General features: G+C 63.9%; 17 protein-coding genes. 8 read left to right on the forward strand and 9 right to left on the reverse strand.

Translation table 11 applies throughout. From position 1 onward, the window contains the following. Positions 1–163: 163 nt before the first annotated feature. The 3 genes from hemE to EYQ35_08200 all read left to right on the forward strand — a co-directional run bounded on the left by hemE (position 164) and on the right by EYQ35_08200 (position 4294). Positions 164–2149, forward strand: a complete 1986-nt coding sequence (gene hemE, locus EYQ35_08190) for a uroporphyrinogen decarboxylase (GenBank protein HIF64114.1) — start codon at positions 164–166, stop codon at positions 2147–2149. Continuing rightward, positions 2149–3561: a protoporphyrinogen oxidase gene (gene hemG, locus EYQ35_08195; GenBank protein ID HIF64115.1), complete on the forward strand. Its 1413-nt coding sequence runs from the start codon at positions 2149–2151 to the stop codon at positions 3559–3561. Before hemE ends, hemG begins: the two co-directional genes overlap by 1 nt. 172 nt (positions 3562–3733) lie before the next feature. Beyond that, a complete protein-coding gene (locus EYQ35_08200; GenBank protein ID HIF64116.1) occupies positions 3734–4294 on the forward strand; it encodes a YqgE/AlgH family protein in 561 nt (186 codons plus the stop codon). A gap of 44 nt (positions 4295–4338) precedes the next feature. Here EYQ35_08200 and dcd read toward each other — a convergent pair whose 3' ends face one another. Together dcd and EYQ35_08210 are read right to left on the reverse strand one after the other, a co-directional pair. Further along, on the reverse strand, positions 4339–4848 hold the full coding sequence (gene dcd, locus EYQ35_08205) for a dCTP deaminase (GenBank protein HIF64117.1): 510 nt from the start codon (positions 4846–4848) through the stop codon (positions 4339–4341). Positions 4849–4867: 19 nt separating this feature from the next. After that, entirely contained in the window at positions 4868–6436 is a 1569-nt protein-coding gene (locus EYQ35_08210; GenBank protein ID HIF64118.1) for a M20/M25/M40 family metallo-hydrolase, read from the reverse strand. Positions 6437–6882: 446 nt separating this feature from the next. On the opposite strand from EYQ35_08210, the gene EYQ35_08215 reads away from it, so the two are divergent. After that, complete coding sequence (locus EYQ35_08215) at positions 6883–8280, forward strand: sigma-54-dependent Fis family transcriptional regulator (GenBank protein HIF64119.1); 1398 nt, start codon at positions 6883–6885, stop codon at positions 8278–8280. A 6-nt stretch (positions 8281–8286) separates the two neighbouring features. Here the strand turns inward: EYQ35_08215 and EYQ35_08220 are convergent, their stop codons facing one another. Next, positions 8287–8901: a thermonuclease family protein gene (locus tag EYQ35_08220; GenBank protein HIF64120.1), complete on the reverse strand. Its 615-nt coding sequence runs from the start codon at positions 8899–8901 to the stop codon at positions 8287–8289. Then, the gene (locus tag EYQ35_08225) at positions 8795–10687 is read right to left on the reverse strand and encodes an acetate--CoA ligase (GenBank protein ID HIF64121.1); all 1893 of its coding nucleotides are present in this window, start codon (positions 10685–10687) and stop codon (positions 8795–8797) included. The genes EYQ35_08220 and EYQ35_08225 overlap by 107 nt, the downstream gene beginning before the upstream one ends. Before the next feature lie 130 nt (positions 10688–10817). Between EYQ35_08225 and hspQ the strand changes: the two genes are divergently transcribed. From hspQ to EYQ35_08245, 4 genes are all read left to right on the forward strand, one after another. Continuing rightward, positions 10818–11144: a heat shock protein HspQ gene (hspQ, locus tag EYQ35_08230; GenBank protein HIF64122.1), complete on the forward strand. Its 327-nt coding sequence runs from the start codon at positions 10818–10820 to the stop codon at positions 11142–11144. A 132-nt stretch (positions 11145–11276) separates the two neighbouring features. After that, positions 11277–12083: an SDR family oxidoreductase gene (locus EYQ35_08235; GenBank protein ID HIF64123.1), complete on the forward strand. Its 807-nt coding sequence runs from the start codon at positions 11277–11279 to the stop codon at positions 12081–12083. Further along, on the forward strand, positions 12083–13234 hold the full coding sequence (locus EYQ35_08240) for a sulfotransferase (protein ID HIF64124.1): 1152 nt from the start codon (positions 12083–12085) through the stop codon (positions 13232–13234). Before EYQ35_08235 ends, EYQ35_08240 begins: the two co-directional genes overlap by 1 nt. Further along, the gene (locus EYQ35_08245) at positions 13231–14484 is read left to right on the forward strand and encodes a DUF1214 domain-containing protein (protein HIF64125.1); all 1254 of its coding nucleotides are present in this window, start codon (positions 13231–13233) and stop codon (positions 14482–14484) included. The genes EYQ35_08240 and EYQ35_08245 overlap by 4 nt, the downstream gene beginning before the upstream one ends. Before the next feature lie 7 nt (positions 14485–14491). Here the strand turns inward: EYQ35_08245 and EYQ35_08250 are convergent, their stop codons facing one another. The 5 genes from EYQ35_08250 to ureC form a co-directional block, all read right to left on the reverse strand. Beyond that, positions 14492–14680 carry a hypothetical protein gene (locus tag EYQ35_08250; GenBank protein ID HIF64126.1) on the reverse strand — a complete coding sequence of 63 codons (189 nt, stop codon included), beginning with the start codon at positions 14678–14680 and terminating at the stop codon, positions 14492–14494. Between the two features lie 12 nt (positions 14681–14692). Beyond that, a complete protein-coding gene (gene ureG, locus EYQ35_08255; protein HIF64127.1) occupies positions 14693–15385 on the reverse strand; it encodes an urease accessory protein UreG in 693 nt (230 codons plus the stop codon). Positions 15386–15412: 27 nt separating this feature from the next. After that, on the reverse strand, positions 15413–16114 hold the full coding sequence (locus EYQ35_08260; GenBank protein ID HIF64128.1) for an urease accessory protein UreF: 702 nt from the start codon (positions 16112–16114) through the stop codon (positions 15413–15415). Next, positions 16104–16604, reverse strand: a complete 501-nt coding sequence (locus EYQ35_08265; protein HIF64129.1) for an urease accessory protein UreE — start codon at positions 16602–16604, stop codon at positions 16104–16106. Before EYQ35_08265 ends, EYQ35_08260 begins: the two co-directional genes overlap by 11 nt. A gap of 11 nt (positions 16605–16615) precedes the next feature. Next, on the reverse strand, positions 16616–18210 hold a 1595-nt coding region (gene ureC, locus EYQ35_08270), incomplete at its 5' end, for an urease subunit alpha (GenBank protein ID HIF64130.1).

The raw sequence follows: 18210 nt of genomic DNA on the forward strand, positions 1-18210 counted from the left end.
GGGAAGGCTACCACAGAATGGCCAGGAGGTGTTAGCCCGGCGGCAAACTTTGACCACATGGGTGACACCCTTTCGGGTAGGTAGGGCGGCGCAAACGGGTCACTGATAAGCACCGCTTTTCGCTTTTGGCTAAACGGATAAGGAGGGTTACAGTAGAGCGGTGATTTCGGCTTCCAGCGACCAGGCCGGTAAGGCCGGTAAGGACGGTGCGAACCGTTCGACTGCAGAAGGCTTTGGCGGCCTGCGGGTGGTCTTCTTCGAATCCCGCCTCGCTGCCGAGTGCGGAACACTGGTCGAAAAATCGGGAGGCATCGCTATCAGCGCGCCAGCGATGCGCGAAGTCGAACTCAGCGACAACGGGCCGGCCACAAGCTTTGCAAGCCAGCTGCTCGCCGGCCGCGTGGACGCGGTAGTCTTCCTGACCGGTGTCGGCACCCGGCATCTCTTTGCAGCCATGGAGACAGTGCACCAACGCGACGAGCTCGTGGCCGCACTGAAAAAAACCACGGTGGTAGTGCGCGGCCCTAAACCACTCAGGGCGCTGGGTGAACTCGGTGTCCGGGTGGACCTTCGCGCTGAAGAACCCAACACCTGGCAGGAAGTGCTCGCGGCCTTCGACGCAAACCAGTCAACGTTTTCCCTCGAAGGCAAGACCGTTGCCGTGCAGGAGTACGGCGCCGACAGCCCCCAGCTCGCCAGTGGACTGGCCGAGCGCGGGGCCACGCCCTTGAGCGTAGCGGTGTACCGCTGGGCGACGCCGGAGAACACGAGACCGCTGCTCGACGGGCTGCGCGAAATCATCTCGGGCACGGCCGACGTGTTGCTGTTCACCAGTTCGATGCAGGCCCGTAACGTTATCGAAATCGCTTCGGCTGCCGGCATCGTTGACCACCTGCGCCAGTCACTCAAAGAAGTAGTAGTCGCGTCGATCGGCCCGGTTTGCAGCCAGACACTCGAAGAACTGGAGATCCCCGTCGATGTGCAACCCGCGCGCGGCAAGCTGGGCGCCCTGGTAAAGGTGGCAGCCGAACAGGCACTACCGCTGCTCGAGCAACGCCGACGCCAGGCCGTACCCGGCCCACCGCCGACGGCCGGCCGCCGGGAATTCGCGAGCGACGATCCCGAACAGAGTCTCTTCATGCGAGCCTGCAGAAGAGAACCCGTGGAACGCGTACCGGTATGGTTGATGAGGCAGGCCGGTCGCTACATGCGCGAGTACCGCGAGCTGCGCGCGAGAACCCCGTTCATGGACCTGTGCAAGAACCCCGAGCTATCGGCCGAGGTAGCGGTCACCGCCGCAGCGAGGCTCGGAGTAGACGCAGCCATACTGTTTTCAGACATCCTGTTGATCGTCGAGCCCATGGGACTGGGCCTGACCTACAGCCGGGGTGACGGCCCGCGCCTGCAGCACGTGGTCCGAGATGCTTCCGACGTAGATCGGCTGCTGGAGGTCGACCCCGACGAGTCGCTGCCTTTCGTAATGGACGCGATCAGGCACACGCGCAGTGAGTTACCCCCGGGCTTGCCTTTGATCGGCTTCAGCGGTGCGCCGTTCACCCTGGCCTCCTACATCATAGAGGGCGGCGGCTCGCGCAACTACACGCACACAAAGCGCCTGATGCACAGCGACCGGGGCGCCTGGGACGCCATGATGGAGCTTATCTCGCGCTCAGTAGCGCGCTATCTCTCCGCCCAGGTCGAGGCCGGTGTCCAGGCCGTGCAATTGTTCGACAGCTGGGTGGGCTGCCTGTCGCCCGACGAGTACCGCGAATTCGTGCTGCCCCACACACGCTCGGTGTTCGACTCACTGCCGCCGTCGACCCCCAGCTTACACTTCGGCACCGGCACCTCGGCCCTGCTCGACCTGCAGGTCGAGGCTGGTGGAAGCGTGCTGGGCATAGACCATCGCAGCGACCTCGCCGAGGCTTCGCGGCGCTTCAGCGACCTCGCACTGCAGGGCAACATGGACCCGGCCATCCTCTTCGCCGGACCCGAAGCCGTGCGCAGCGCATGCCGCGACGTGCTGACGGCAGTGGGCGATCGCGATGGCTTCATTTTCAACCTCGGGCACGGAGTACTGCCGGGCACACCGGTAGACAACGTCATCGCGCTGATCGACGCGGTGCACGAATTCGGACTGCGCGACTGATGCAGGCTCTTGTCGTAGGCGCCGGAATCTCGGGACTGGCGACGGCCTGGTACCTGCAGCGCGAAGCCGCACGCCGAGAGCGTGATCTCGACATAACCGTGCTTGAAGCAGACGACCGCGTCGGCGGAGTGATAAACACCGAAAACGTCGGCGGCTTTACCTGCGAGCTCGGGCCGGACTCCTTCATCAGCGAAAAACCCTGGGCGCTGGCCTTGTGCCACGAGCTGGGACTGGAGCAGCGGGTGCTCGGCACCGGCCAACGACGGCGCAGCTTCATAGCCCGCGGCCACCGCCTGCACCCCATTCCCGACGGTTTTCAGATGCTCGCACCAACGCGCCTTGCGCCCTTTCTCACCACGCCGCTGTTCTCGCCGCTGGGCAAGCTGCGCATGGGAATGGACCTGTTGCTGCCAAGAGGCGGGCAAAGCAGCGACAGCGGCAACGATGAGACCCTGGCCGAGTTCGTCAGGCGGAGACTGGGCAACGAAGCCCTGGAGCGCGCAGCGCAGCCCCTGGTGGGCGGCATCTACACCTCCGACCCTGAAAAGTTGAGCCTGGAGGCCACCATGCCCCGCTTCATCGAAATGGAGCGCAAGCACCGCAGCCTGATACTGGGCATGTACAAGGCCCGCCGCGCAATGGCTCCGGCCAATACCACCGGGCCACGTTACGACCTCTTCGTGAGCCTGGCCGACGGGATGGGCGAGTTACCCGCGGCACTGGTAAAAGCCTTGCCCCACGGCTGCGTTCGAACCGGGCAGCGGGTGGAGAGCCTGCGACACGACGGTGACGGCTACCTGCTGGGCGGCCCGGGGCTGCAGCTGCGCGCTGACGCGCTGTGCCTGGCGCTGCCGAGCCACGCCTCGGGCCAGCTGACGGCCGGAATCGCCGCCGAGCTCACGACCGAACTCAACGCCATTGATTACGCCTCGACAGCGACCATTAACCTGGCCTTCGCCCGCCGCGACGTAGCCCACCCGCTGGACGGCTTCGGCTTTGTCGTACCGGCGGTCGAAGGCCGCACCCTGCTGGCCTGCACCTTCAGCCACGAAAAGTTTCCCGGGCGGGCCCCCTCCGACCAGGTGCTGCTCAGGGCCTTCGCCGGTGGTGCCATGCAGCCCGGGGCTGCCCTGCTCGACGACGAGCAACTGCTGGCGGCAGTAACCCATGATCTCTCCGAACTGCTGGGACTCAAGGGCCCGCCGCTGCACGTACGAATTTCGCGCCATCCCCGGGCCATGGCCCAGTACGGCCGCGGCCACCTGCAACGTGTGGACCGTATAGAAAAACACGTGGAAGCCCTGCCCGGCCTGGCCCTGGCGGGCAACGGCTACCGTGGCATAGGCATACCCGATTGCGTGCACTCGGCCGAGCTCGCCGCCGAGCGCATGGCAGCCCACCTGTTCGGGTAGGCCCAGCACCACCTTTTCGGGTATAGAATCGCCGCCACCCCCGCCCGCGCTTCTCGCGAAATTCTCGGTCAAAACAAATCTGGCCCGTAATGCCGCTGTTTACGGCACCTGCGACACCCTGCAAAAAAAACAGTCTTGCCGACCCGTATCAAGAGGGGGTAATTATTGGGGCATGGCCGCCGAACTTACTATTGCGCCGGGGATACTCGTGGCGATGCCACAGCTCAACGACCCGAACTTCCGACGTTCCGTCATCCTCGTGGCCGAGCACAACGAGGAAGGTTCGTTCGGGTTGGTCTTGAACAGACCCACCGACGACCTGGTGTGCAATCTCATCTCCAGTCTCGAAATGGACTGGTGCGGAGACGAGCAGGCGGAGGTCTGGATGGGCGGCCCGGTGCAGCCCGAAACCGGCTGGGTTCTGCACGAGCCCGTACCCGGACTTGGCGAACCCGCGACGCGGGAGATCTTTGACGGCGTACACCTCACGGCTGCGCCCGAGGCACTGTCGGTGCTCGTATCACGACCGCCCCCGCGCATGCGCGTGCTGCTCGGCTACGCCGGCTGGGGACCGGGACAGCTTGAAGCAGAACTCACGGGCGGAAGCTGGGTAAACGCTCCCCTTTCGGCCGACCTCGTGTTCGACACCCCCTGCGAGTACCAGTGGGAAGCCTCGGTGAGACTGCTGGGCGTCGACCCCAAAGCCCTGGCACCGGCCAGCGGCATTCACTGAGTAACTTCGACCGGGTCGCTTCTGCCGGGTCTCTTTCGCTACCGCTACAATCCGTCCTGTTTTGAGAACCTGCCCGCGTACACCGCCTCGCCGTCTGTTCGCTGGAACACGATCTGGCAAAGACGCGTGCCGGCGTGGATGTTCAGCGTGCGGGCCGACACGTTGGATATCTCAAGCACCTGCCTGTTACTGACCCCGGGGGCCACGAAACCGGATGTCACGTGCACCATCAGGCCCAGCCGGGCAAAACGCGAGCGCCCCTCGAGCCAGGCGCATATGCCGGGGGCCAGGGTGATCTTTTCGAGCGTAATACCGTGGATGGTGTTGCCGGGTTCAAGGGCGTAGGGCGCGTCGAGCAACTGCCGCTCGGTATGGTCGAGATAGTCGACCTCGTCGACCACGTCCAGCGCCGCGGGGTCGCGCTTCATCACGCGAATTTCACCGGCCAGGTGCAGGTCAACCGACGCCGGTCCGACCAGGGCCTCGTCGAACGGTTCGATAATAATATCGCCGTCGCGCACGGCCTCAAGGATCTTGTCGCGTGCCAGGATCATCCGTATCGCAGGCCCGTGCTCAGCGGGCCGAGGGTCCCGAGCACGCCAGCCTCCTTGTCACTTCGAACAACAACTCGGTGCCCAGCGCGAGATTTTCTACGCTCAGCCGCTCGTTGTGTCCGTGTATGGTCGAGAGCTCTTCGCGCGACAGAAGGGCCGGCGTAAACCCGTAAGCGTGCCCGCCGGCCTTGCGAAAGGCGTGCGAGTCGGTGAAGCCCGGCGACAGCATCGGCAGCACGCACACGTCGTTGCCGTAGCGCTCTTCGAGCACCTCGCCTATCACCTGCGTCACCGGCGTGTCCATGGACGACTGTCCCGAGTCGTGTTGCAGCACCAACTCGAGTTCCACCCCCGGGTCGTCGATTACCGCGCGCAGCTCTTCTACGAAATCGTCGGGGTTAGTGCCGGGCAACAGTCGGCAGTCCAGCGTTGACTCGGAGTTAACCGGGATCACGTTGTGCTTGCTGCCCGCGTGCACGCCGGTAAGCGTAACCGTGTCGTGGGTGATCGCGTGCAGGAAGGGGTCGAGTTCGCCCAGCGCCTCCAGCGTCGCGTCGTCGCGCGGGTCGAGATCCTCGGGCAGAAAGCCCTGCCCCTTGAGCGTGTTGAGCATGGCTTCCACCGGTGCCGTCAGGCGTGCGCGTTTCTCGCGTTCCTCGATGCGGGCAAGTGCCTTGACCAGCGCTACCAGCGAGTTCTTCGAGTGCGGCACCGAGCCGTGGCCGGGTTCTCCGTGTGTGCGCAAGCGTATCCAGCAGGGGCTCTTCTCGCTGGGGGCCACGCCAAACATGCGAGTGGGCTTGCCCATAAACTCCCTGAAACCATAGGCGCCCTCGTTAAAAATCCAACTCGACCTGAGCAGTTCGGGCGCCTCGCGCTCAAGGTAGTGCACGCCCATGAGACCGCCCTCTTCTTCGTCGGCCACCGCCACGAACACGAGATCCTGCTTGAGCGGCAGCCGGTGACGACGGACGAGTACCATCACGAGCAGCTCCATTATGCCCATGCACTTCATGTCCAGCGCCCCTCGGCCCCATATGGTGCCGTCCGCGACAAGGCCTGACAGGGGGTCCACATCCCAGTGTTCGGCCTCGGCCGGCACCACGTCGATGTGCGACAACAGCACCAGCGGGCTGGTCTCGCTGCCGCCACTGCCCTCCAGGCGCGCGCTTATCGACACCCTCGAATCGCCGGCGTCGTGCATGCGGCAGGGTATGCCCTCGGACTCGAGCAAGCCCCGGAGAAACAACGCCCCGGCTTCTTCACCACCGGGGGGGTTGGTAGTGTTGATACGAATATACTCCGACAGCAGCTCCACCGCCTGGGCGTGGATCTCCTGCCAATTGACGTCGACCGCGGCTGGCATACCTCGTTCTAAGCTCTCACCGGTGTGTTGTACAGCGGCGCTGTAGCCCTTTGCAGGCCTGAAAAAGCACCCCCCCGAAAGGGGGGAAACAAGCAGAGAAGCCCGCAAAATTGGGGGCCGCGCCCTGCAATAGTTTGCGCAAAAGCTGCTGGCAAGCCCGCGGGCCTGCCGTTTTCCTTGATAACAGGGCACGCGCGGGCTGGCACGACGGTTGCTTCTCATATTGCAGTCGCGACGAGCAAGACGGGTTCGACTGAGACCCGGTTCAGCGAGGAAGCGACTATGCGACAGTGGTCTCTTCTCAGGGGTTACGCGGAGCCTGGGTTGAGTCGTTTCCTGTCGCGGCGTTTTTTCTGGTGTGGCTCAGGTAGCCGCACTGGGGTCTGCGGCCACCCGCTTGGCGGAGTGGTCACGTGGTGTTTCCAGTAGTCGGTCCCACGCCCCCCCAGGGGCCGGCTGCAGGAAGCCACAAAGCAGGGGCCCCGGGCTCACGCCTTGGACCCGCGCTTTTTCGGGGAAAGCGGTCTCGGCCCTGCCGGGGCCGCTTTTTTTTGGCCAGCTCATATTCCGGACCAGCAACAGGAGCTGCCGGCACACCACGCGCCCGCGGTCCTTGCTGCACGACCCGGCCGTGTCTAGAGTAGAAGCTGTACCAAGGGGCATCTGGAGTGAATTCAGGCAAAACAGTACTCATTGTTGACGACGAAGAGCGCATTCGCCGCGTCCTCGAGGCCAGCCTCAGTGCCATGGGCCTGATCGTGCTCACGGCAAGCAACGGAGAAGAGGCCATCAAGCTGCTCGACGAGAGCGTCGCCCTGATTCTCACCGACCTCAAGATGTCCGGCCGCGACGGGCTGGCGGTACTCGAAGCCTCGGCGGTACAGAGCCCCGAGCGCCCGGTCATAATCATGACCGCTTTTGGCACCGTGGACAGCGCCGTGTCAGCCATGAAAAAGGGTGCTTACGATTACGTCACCAAGCCCTTCAGCCTCGAAGAAATCGAGCTGCTGGTACGCCGCGCACTGCGAACCATCACCCTTGAAATAGAACACGGCTACCTGCGGGCCACCGGACTGCAGCGACTCGAAGACATGATCTGCCGGTCGGCTGCAATGAGCGAGGTATTCGACCTTATCCGCCGCGTGGGAAGCGCGGAGGGCACGGTGCTTATCAAGGGAGAAACCGGCACGGGCAAGGAACTCGTGGCGCGCGCGATACACGGCCTGAGCAGACGCAGAGACAGGTTGTTCGTCCCCATCAACTGCGCCGCCATACCCGGCGAGCTGCTCGAGACCGAACTCTTCGGCCACAGCCGGGGTGCGTTTACCGGGGCCACCGCCGACCGGGTAGGAAAATTTGAACTGGCGTCGGGCGGCACCCTGTTCCTCGACGAAATAGGAGACATGCCGCACCAGCTGCAGGCCAAGTTGCTGCGAGTACTCGAAGAAGGCGTCATCGAACGCCTGGGTAGTAACAACCAGATTCACGTCGATACCCGCATCGTGGCGGCCACCCACAGGGACCTGCACCAGGCCATGGAAAAGGGCGAATTCCGCGAAGACCTGTACTACAGGCTCAATGTGCTCACGCTCGACATCCCGCCTCTCAGGGACCGACTGGACGACGTCGGGCCGCTGGCCGAAAGTTTTCTCGCCCAGGCGGCCCGACGCAACGGACGCGACGTGCCCGAACTCGACGCCGGCGCATTACAGATGCTCCAAAACTACCCCTGGCCGGGCAACGTGCGCGAGCTGCGCAATATATGCGAGAGACTCACCGTGCTGGCAATGAGCCCGAGCGTGTCATCAGAACTGCTCTATCAGCTGCTCGACGTGCCCGATCGATTGGTGGGCAACAACGCCCCGGTAGCGAGTGGAGCCGATTCGGGCTCGCTGGCAGAAGCCATAGACACGGTGGAATCTGAAACGATCCGTCTCGCCCTCGACCGCTGCGACAACAACAAGGCGCGTACCGCACGCGAGCTCGGAATAAGTGAACGCAGCCTGTGGTACAAGCTCAAAAAATACGGCCTCGGTCCGAGGTCCAGTGGCCAGGGCGACGGCTGATCGGCGTCAGCGCCCCCGGCGATCGGCGCGCCACTTCCACGGGGGAACCATGCTCCCCCGCCATATCCCCACGCCCTGTGACTCGGCGCGGGTTTCATCGTCAACGTAGTCGTTACTGAAGCGCCGGTAGGCCAGCGCCCAACCGGCGGCGACCATGGCCGCCGAAAGATCGCGGCCGTCGCCCAGCTTGCATACACAGACCTTGCGTCCCCAGCTGTCGGTGTCTTTCACCTCGCAGTGGACCGCGCGGCCGCCAGCCAACCGGTCCATGGCCACGGTGGCGTGTTGACCGCAGGGCCAGCGCGAGCCATCCGAACCCTTGCAATACTGGCCCACTTCGGGCGCGTCGATACCGAACAGCCTGACCTTGGCGGTTCCCACCAGCAGGCTGTCGCCGTCCACGACTTCGGCCCTGCCAATGATCGTGGCCTGTCGGTTGGCCACCTGTTGGTCGGCTGCTATCGCCGGGTGATGTACCAGGGCCAACAGCAAGGCCAATGCCGGTAGCACGAGCTCAGTCTTCAAGCGTAGACGTATCACCCTCGTCCAGTCCCAGTTCGCGGGCGCGCAAGAGCCGGCGCATGATCTTTCCCGAACGCGTTTTCGGCAGCGTATCCACAAAGTCCAACTCCGAGGGGCGGGCTATGGGGCCGAGCTCCCGGGAAACGTGCTGCCTGAGTTCATCGGACAGATCAGCCCCCTGCTCGTAACCGTTGGCAGCCACCACGAACACCTTGATGCGCTCACCCTTGAGCTCGTCGGGCAAGCCAATGGCAGCCGACTCGGACACCGCCGGGTGAGAGATGAGCGAGCTCTCCACATCGGCGGTTCCGATTCGGTGCCCGGCAACGTTGAGCACGTCGTCCGACCGGCCGAGCACAGCCCAGTAGCCCTCATTGTCGCGCACCGCGATATCACCGGTCACATAACCACCCAGTCGCTCGCTGAAACAGGACTGGTAGCGCTCGTCGTCTTGCCAGATAGTCTGCATCATCCAGGGCACGGGTTGCTCCATGACCAGCGTGCCGCCTTCGCCGTCGTCCATGCGCCCGCCGGCTTCGTCGACGACCTTGAGCTTGATACCCGGCATGGCGCGACCCGCCCAGCCCGGACGGCCCTGCATGCAGGCGAAGGTTCCTATCATCGGGCTAGCGATCTCGGTCTGCCAGTAGTTGTCGACCACGTGACCCGCAGGCGCCAGGTTTTTTGCCGCCCACAGCCAGGCCTCGGGGTTGAAAGGCTCACCGGCGCAGAACAGCAATCGCAGAGTCGAGCGATCGCTGTCGGCCAGCGCCTTCTCTCCCGCGCGCATGAACATGCGTACCGCCGTGGGCGCGGTGAACAGCGCCGTGACCGAGTACTTGTCTACCAGCTGCCAGGTGATACCCGCGTCGGGGTAGTCGGGTGCGCCTTCGCGTATGACCTGCGTGGCGCCGGCCATCATGGGACCGTAACAGATGTACGAGTGCCCCACGATCCAGCCGATGTCGGAGGTGGACCACCAGGTGTCGCTCTCACCCACGTCAAAGTAGTGGGTCATGAGCAGGTGTACGCCTACCGCGTAGCCGCCGTGCACGTGTACCACGCCCTTGGGGCTGCCCGTGGTACCCGAAGTGTAGAGCATGAAGGCCGGGTGCTCGGCGTCCACCGCGACCGCCGCGCAGGAAGGCTCGGCCGCGAGCAGTTCGCACTCGAAATCCAGCTCGCCGGGGGCCAGGGCGGTGGCCTCGTCACGCCGCCAGACGAGCACGTGCTCCACCTGCTCAAGGCCGGCCAGGGCAGCGTCGACAATGGGCTTGAGTGGCACGACCGCGCCGCGACGGTAGGTCAGATCGGCGCACACCAGCACGCGCGCGCCCGAGTCCTCTACGCGGTGGCGCAGTGCCCCTTCGCCCATGCCGGCGTAGACAACCGAGTGCACAGCGCCCAGCCGCACGCAGGCCTGCATGGTAAACAAGCCCTCGGGACTGAGCGGCATGTAGATAACCACTCGGTCGCCCTCGCCCACGCCCAGGCCTCGCAAGACGTTGGCCGTACGGGAAACCTGCTCCAGTATTTCAGAGTAGCTGTAATCACGCGGCGGTTGGTCTTCGCACTCAGCGTGCAACGCCACCTTGTCGCCCAGGCCGCGCTCGATATTACGCTCCAGACAGTTGTAAGAAAGATTGGTCCGGCCACCCACGAACCAACGATGACTGCTGCCGTCGATCTGCATCGCCTGCTGCCATCGTTCGAACCAGTGTAACTCGTCGGCCGCCCTCTCCCAGAACGCCTCGGGATCCGCTTCCCAGTCGCGGTACCAGGCCTGGTCATCTTTAACCCTGGCGGCCTCAAGCACGTTGCCGGGAGGATCGAGACGCTGGTCGAGATGAGAAAGGGCTTCTATAGCGTCGGCGTGGTGGGTCATGTCAGCGGCCGACGCTAGCGCCGCCTGCTGGTGGAGGCAATACCAACCCGAAAGCAATGCAAAGGGAGGCAAATGTGAGTAACCTGGCGTGTCAGTTGACGGATGCCCTAACAGTGATTAGCCTTTATGTATGCCCGACACCGTAGCAAGGTTCAGACTGGGAGAAGTGGTACGCCACCGGATTTTCCCGTTCAGGGGGGTCATTTTTGACGTCGACCCCGAGTTCGCCAACAGCGAGGAGTGGTGGCAGTCGATCCCCGAGGACATGCGCCCGCGCAAAGACCAGCCCTACTACCACCTGCTGGCCGAGAACGAAGACGGACCATACATGGCTTACGTCTCGGAGCAGAACCTGCTCAACGACGCCGAGCACGGACCAGTGGGGCACCCCGGCATAGACATGATGTTCGGTGCCCTCGAGAACGGAGTCTACGAACCCCGCGCCACCCTCAACTGACGAGCTGGAGGCAAGCGGCCACCGGGCAAGCCGTCGACCAGGCATTGCCCTCCCGCCTTGTTCGACGTGGCCGGTCAAGTATCCTACAAGTTCTCGTGGCGCCCGTTGCCAGCGCGCGGAGAAGAAGAGAACTTGGACCTGGGACTTTCAAACGCGACCGCGCTGGTAACCGGAGGAACGCAGGGCATGGGACGCGCGACCGCGGAGTTCTTCGCCCGCGATGGCGCGCGCGTGGCGGTGTTTGCCCGTAGCAGTGACGGGCTTGCAGAAACCGAGAAGGCGCTGCGCCGCCTCGGCAGCCCGGACGCCGTCGGTATCCAGGTCGACGTTACCAATCCAGCCTCGGTACGGGAGGGGTTCTCTACAATCTCCGAACGCTGGGGATCCCTGAACGCATTCGTGAATACCATCGGCCCGGGTGTCACTGGATCAATAGACGAACTTACTGAGGAACAGTGGAAAGAGAGTTTCGAGCTCGGCACCATGTCGGCGGTGCGCTGCGTACGCGAAGCGTTACCTCTACTTCGTAAAGCCGACTGGGCTCGCATTGTATTCGTGTCGGCACATTCGACCAAGCGCCAGACTCCCTCGCTTGTCAGCTACACCGCGGCCAAGAGCGCGCTGACCAGTATCAGCAAGAACCTGTCGCGCACGCTTGCCCCCGATGGAATCCTGGTCAACACCGTCTCGCCGGGCACCTTCCTGACCGGCGGGGTGCGTCGCTGGCTGGAGGGTATGGCCGTGGAACGCGGGGTGGACCCGAACAGCCTGGAGGATCTCAACCGCATAATCGCCGAGGATTTCGGCGAACCCTGCGACCTCGGCCGGGCGGGGCTCCCGGACGAAATTGGCGCCGTGATCGCCTTTCTCTCCTCCAGGACCAACTCGTATATGACCGGTGCCAACGTGAACGTCGACGGGGGCTCGGATTTCGCCTGATGGACGTCGCGCGGTTAGTCGAAAGTTCGATCACTCATACCGGGCTCGATGACTTCGGCGGAGACTCCTTCCGGGAAGGACTCGACGTTCTGGCAAAATCGCTGTCGGAAGAGGCGGAACTCGGCGACGTAGGTCGCATGGTCGCCCTCGGCCACCTGCGCCGGTTGCTGTCCAGCCGACTCCGCGTCGAGGACTGCTACCGACAAAATCCGGAAATAGAACTGGAGGAAACGCCGGCACCAATATTCATCCTTGGCCTGCCGCGCACCGGCACGACCGCCTTGTCAACAAGACTCGCGCGCGACCCTGACACGCGCTCCTTGCTCACATGGGAGTCGATGCACCCTACCCCGCCACCCGAGGCCGCCACGCGCGACACCGACCCGCGCATCGAACGCGCCCGCTCCGAACAGGAGCTGATGTACTCCGCGTTCCCCGAAATGAAGAAAATGTACGACGCGTCACCGACCGACCCGACCGAATGCCAGGACCTGCTGGGCATGGAATTCAAGACATACCACTTCTCGGGACAGTACTGGGCCCCGGGCTACGCCGAGTGGGTAATAGACCAGGACATGACCAGCGCGTACCGTTACCACCAACGCACCCTGAAACTCCTGCAGTGGCATTGCCCGCCAAACCGGTGGCACCTTAAAACCCCGGTACACATGCTGTCACTTGAAGCGCTCAACGAGGTCTACCCTGACGCTCGTTTCATAATGACGCACCGGGATCCGGCTGCAGTACTTGGCTCAGTGTGTGCGCTTATACAAGTCACGCGCAGCATGGCCAGCGACAAGCGGGATCCCAAGCGGATAGGCAACGAACAAATCGAGTTCTGGCCGCTTGCGCTGGAACGCGCGATGGCGTTTCGCGAGCGCATAGGAGAGGACCGGTTCGCCGACGTGTTTTTCACCGAGCAGCTCGAAGATCCCGTCGGGGTGGTAGCCAGTGCGTACCAGAAACTTGGCCTTGCCTTCATCGGACGGGTCCGCGACGAAATGTCCGCGTGGGCGCAAACACACCAACGGGGACGTCACGGTAGCTACACCTACTCGCTTGAAGACTACGGGCTGAACCCGGGGCACGTGCGCGAACGCTTCAGGTCTTACATTGACCGCTTCGTCGTGGAAATGGAGGACATACGATGAGCGAGCAAAAAAAGCCGCAGACGCCGAGTGGCTGGCCGGGCATGGTTCGACGGGCTGTTCGGCGAGCACCTTCAACAGACCCGGCCATAGCCAACGGAGACGCGTGGAAAGAAATGCTGGCCGAGCTTGAGCGTGCCGGGAGCTTCGTGGTGGGAAAGGGTGCACCCGAAAACCAGCTGGACCAGGCCGAGGGCTGGCTCCATCTCGCCTCGCTCCTGCGCATGGGCGCGGGCGAAATGATGGTCACCGTGGATCCGGACAGGCCGCGCTTCGAATGGAACGATGGCACGGGCAAGTGGGGGCTGGATTGCTCAGACGCGCTGTACGCGCAGACGTCTGTCCGGGCCGGTAACGTGTACCGTGTACGTGGACGACGCGGCAGTGTCCACTTCCTGGGCATTCAGTTGGTCGCCCGCATGCGCGCGGTCGTCGATATCGACGCCGATGACCTGGAGATAGACGACGACGGAATTTTTGATATCCAGCTGGGTGGAGACAATCCCGGCGGGGGAAACTGGGTGGAACTCCCCGAAGACGCTACCGCCATTATCGTGCGCCAGTTCTTTTACGACTGGGACAACGAGGAGCCCGCAACTTTAACCATCGACAGGATCGACGGCGGCGCCTCGCGATCCCCGACCACGGTCAGCCCGGGGGCTACGGCAGCCCAGCTTCGGGCGGTCGGGCGATTCGTCCACGACAACACACAGTGGTGGGTACAGGCAACTCTGGGCAAACAGGGCGAACACTTGAACACATTTCCCGACGACCAGGGAGGACTGGGAAACGTGGCGGCAGCCTCCCAGAAATACCAGGCCTTCGGCATCGGGTACTTCCGCCTGGCCGATGATGAAGCCCTCCTGGTGGAGGTAACGCCACCCGCCGCGAGGTACTGGAGCCTGCACCTGGGCAACTACTGGATGGAGTCGCTGGACTTTGCCAACTACCAGTCGAGCCTGAACGGCCACCAGGCAGTTATTGACTCGGACGGGGTTTTTCGCGCCGTCATTTCCGCCAGGGACCCCGGTATTCCCAACTGGCTGGATCCGGCCGGTCACACCGAGGGCTCCATGGTTTACCGATGGAACCAGGCGGACCAGGCCCCGATACCCGCGACGCGGGTTGTGCCCTTCGAATCAGTACGCGGGTTGCTGCCTGCCAACACGCCCGAAGTAACGCCCGACCAACGCGAAGCCTCTATCGAGCGCCGAAGAGTTCACGTCAGGCGCCGTTACGCGCGACCGCTGTAACCGATCGTCAGCGCCTTACAGCAAACCAGCCTAGGCCCGCCAGCAACCCAGCAACCGCTACTGCCAGCGTGGCCACGTGGTCCGTGGCAGCGAGCCAGTGTAGCGCACCGGCTGCCCCCGTGGGCAGCGGGTGGGCCTGGGCGACAAACGGCAACAGCAGTGCCGCCAGGGTCAAAAGTATTACCTTTCTGTTCATTCTTGTTTCTCCTCAGTTACTCGCCGTGGCCTCGGCCCGGCCACTGTCCAGTGCAGCTGCCGCGACATCAAGTCCGCCGGCGTGAACAATAAACTCCACCACCCGGTCGGCCCCGCCGCCTTCCTTCAAGCAGGTGAACACGAACGGGCGTTCCCCTCGCATTCTCAAAGTATCGCGCTCCATCACCCCGAGGTCGGCGCCGACCATGGGCGCGAGATCGGTCTTGTTGATCACCAGCAGGTCTGACCTCGTAATGCCGGGTCCGCCCTTGCGGGGAATCTTTTCGCCGGCGGCTACGTCGATCACGTAGACCGTGAGGTCTGCCAGTTCGGGGCTGAAGGTAGCAGCCAGGTTGTCACCGCCCGACTCCACGAAACACAACTCGGCACGGGGAAACTTTTCGTTCATCCGCGCTATGGCTGCGAGGTTGATCGACGCGTCCTCTCGTATGGCGGTGTGCGGACAGCCACCGGTCTCCACTCCATCAATACGTTCGGCCGCCAGCGCCCCCGAGCGGGTGAGTATGAGCTGATCCTCGCGGGTGTAGATGTCGTTGGTGACAACAAACAGGTCGTAGTCATCACGCATACGACGGCAGAGCTGCTCGATGAGCGCCGTCTTGCCCGAGCCCACAGGGCCGCCTACGCCCACCCTCAAGGGGCCGTTGCCACCGGAGTTACTGTCGTTATCGCCCTTCACTCTCATTCCTCATCCTCCATTCCCGGCCCGGTATCAAGACCTGAACAGCCGGGTGTACTGCGTTTCGTGACAGGCCGAAGCCCAGTCGACCACCGGGCTTGCCGACCCGAGCTCGTCGAGCGTCGAAGCCAGCGCCCGGTCCCTGGTTTCGATGACTGTCGTTTCGAGCGACTTCAACACCCGCTGTCCACCTGCCTGCCCCAGCGGCACCAATCTTACGCCCGCCGAAACAAGGTTGGCTACAAAACCGTGCAGCCAGCCCAACAGCGCCACCTTGCAGGGCATACCGGCTATCCAGCAGGCCATCGCCGAGGCCAGGGGCGAGACCAGTTCCACCCCCCTTGCCTTCAGACCCGCCTGCCAGGCGGCCAATCCCTCGTCCTTCCAGCACTCGGCCACGGTGGCGGCAAAAGCCTCGCCCTGCTGCGACGACTCCAAGGCCAGCTCCGAGCTACCCCGCAGCACGGCCGCCAGCTCCACGACCTCGGCGAGCGCGCCGTCTTCAAGGCCGCCGCGCGAAGCCGCCTGCCAGGCTGCGGTGAACAACACCGCGTCGTTCCATCCCGAACCGTGGGCCACCACCACCCGCAACCATTCACCCAGTGTGTCGGCGTCGTTCAGCAGGCCCTGCTCGATGGCAAACTCCAAGCCGTGCGAGTAGGAGAACCCGCCCGTAGGAAAGGCCGGAGAGTTCCAGGCCATGAGCCGGTACAGCGTCGCGTCATCAGTGATCATGGCTGCCTTCGCCTGCGTGCGAATGATAGGCGCCCGTCTCAGCGTCGAACGGTCTGCGACAGACCCGCAGCGTGGCGCCCAGGCCTTCGAGCATGCCCTCGATGACGTGGTCCCGGCCTATGAAGAAGCGTTGGCCGTCGAGCTGGGCCGGTACGTGACGATTGCCCACGTGCCAGGCGAGCCTGAGCAGGCTGCCCTCGTCGGCAGCGCTCACTTCCACCAACTCCTCGGCAGCCGCGACAACCCGCAGCCAACTTCCGTCGTCGAGTCGCAGCAGGTCGCCGTCGCGCATGGCCACGACGCGGTCGAGATCCAGCAGCAGGTCGCGCCCGGCGCTGGTAACAAGTCGCAAGCGCCGACGGTGCCTGTCATGAAAATTCAGCTCGATTTCATCGCCCACCTGCTGATCCGCCCGCTCGTGGGCCGGCAGGTGCTCTACCGCCCTGGCCGTGGCGCGATCGGAAACGTCGGCTGTTGTGCTCACTGGCATAGCGTCGGTGCTCAGTAGAGAAAGTACCTTTGCGCCATGGGCAGCTCGGTGGCGGGTTCACAGGTCAGCAGCTCGCCGTCGGCCCTGACCTCGTAAGTTTCGGGGTCGACTTCCAGCTCGGGCATGGCGTCGTTGAGCAGCATATCCTTCTTGCCGATATCGCGAGTGTTGCTGACCGCAAGCAGTTGGCGCGCCAGCCCCAGCGACTCGCCGAGCCCGGCATCCAGCGCCGCGCGGCTGACGAAGCTCACCGAGCTTTCGGTCAGCGCCCGCCCAAGCGCGCCGAACATCGGACGGTGGTACTCCGGCTGCGGGGTAGGAATGCTCGCGTTGGGGTCGCCCATCACCGCCGACGAGATGCTGCCCGACTTGATGATCAGCGCCGGCTTCACGCCAAAGAACGCGGGGTCCCACAGCACGAGGTCGGCCAGGCGCCCGACCTCGACCGAACCCACGTGATCGGAGATGCCGTGGGTGATGGCCGGGTTGACGGTGTACTTGGCCACGTAACGCCGCGCCCTCAGGTTGTCGTTGTCGCCCTTCTCGCCGGGCAGGGCGCCGAACTGGCGCTTCATCTTGTCGGCAGTCTGCCAGGTGCGGGTTATGACTTCGCCCACGCGGCCCATGGCCTGGCTGTCAGAGGCTATCATCGAGAACGCGCCGCGGTCGTGCAGTATGTCCTCGGCGGCTATGGTCTCGCGGCGTATGCGACTCTCGGCAAACGCCACGTCCTCGGGAATGTTGCGATCGAGGTGATGGCAGACCATGAGCATGTCGAGATGCTCGTCGAGGGTGTTTACCGTGAACGGGCGCGTCGGGTTGGTGGACGACGGCAGCACGTTGGCGTAACCGCACACCTTGATTATGTCGGGCGCGTGTCCGCCGCCGGCCCCCTCGGTATGAAAAGTATGAATCGTGCGATCCTTGAACGCGGCCAGGGTGTTTTCAACGAAACCTGATTCGTTGAGCGTGTCGGTGTGTATGGCCACCTGCACGTCGCTCTCGTCGGCCACCGACAGGCAGCAGTCGATGGCCGCGGGTGTCGTGCCCCAGTCCTCGTGCAGCTTGAGCCCGCAAGCGCCGGCCAGCACCTGCTCGCGCAGCCCCTCGGGCCTGCTCGCGTTGCCCTTAGCAAAAAACCCAAGATTAACCGCCAGTCCCTCGGCGGCCTGCAACATCCTGCCTATGTGCCAGGCCCCGGGCGTGCAGGTGGTCGCGTTGGTGCCCGTGGCGGGGCCCGTGCCGCCGCCCATCATGGTGGTTATGCCGCTGGCAATCGCGTCGTCCACCTGCTGCGGGCAGATAAAGTGTATATGGACGTCGAGTCCGCCGGCCGTCAGTATCTTGCCCTCGCCGGCTATGGCCTCCGTGGACGGGCCGATGATTATGTCGACGCCTGGCTGCACCTGCGGGTTGCCGGCCTTGCCTATCGCCGCAATGCGCCCATCACGTATGCCGATGTCGGCCTTCACAACGCCCCAGTGGTCGAGGATGAGCGCGTTGGTGATCACGGTATCGACCGCGCCCTCGGCCCGGGTAGCCTGCGACTGCCCCATGCCGTCGCGAATGACCTTGCCGCCGCCGAATTTTACTTCCTCGCCGTAGG

Source organism: Candidatus Binatota bacterium, from assembly GCA_012960245.1.
Taxonomy (GTDB): domain Bacteria; phylum Desulfobacterota; class Binatia; order UBA1149; family UBA1149; genus UBA1149.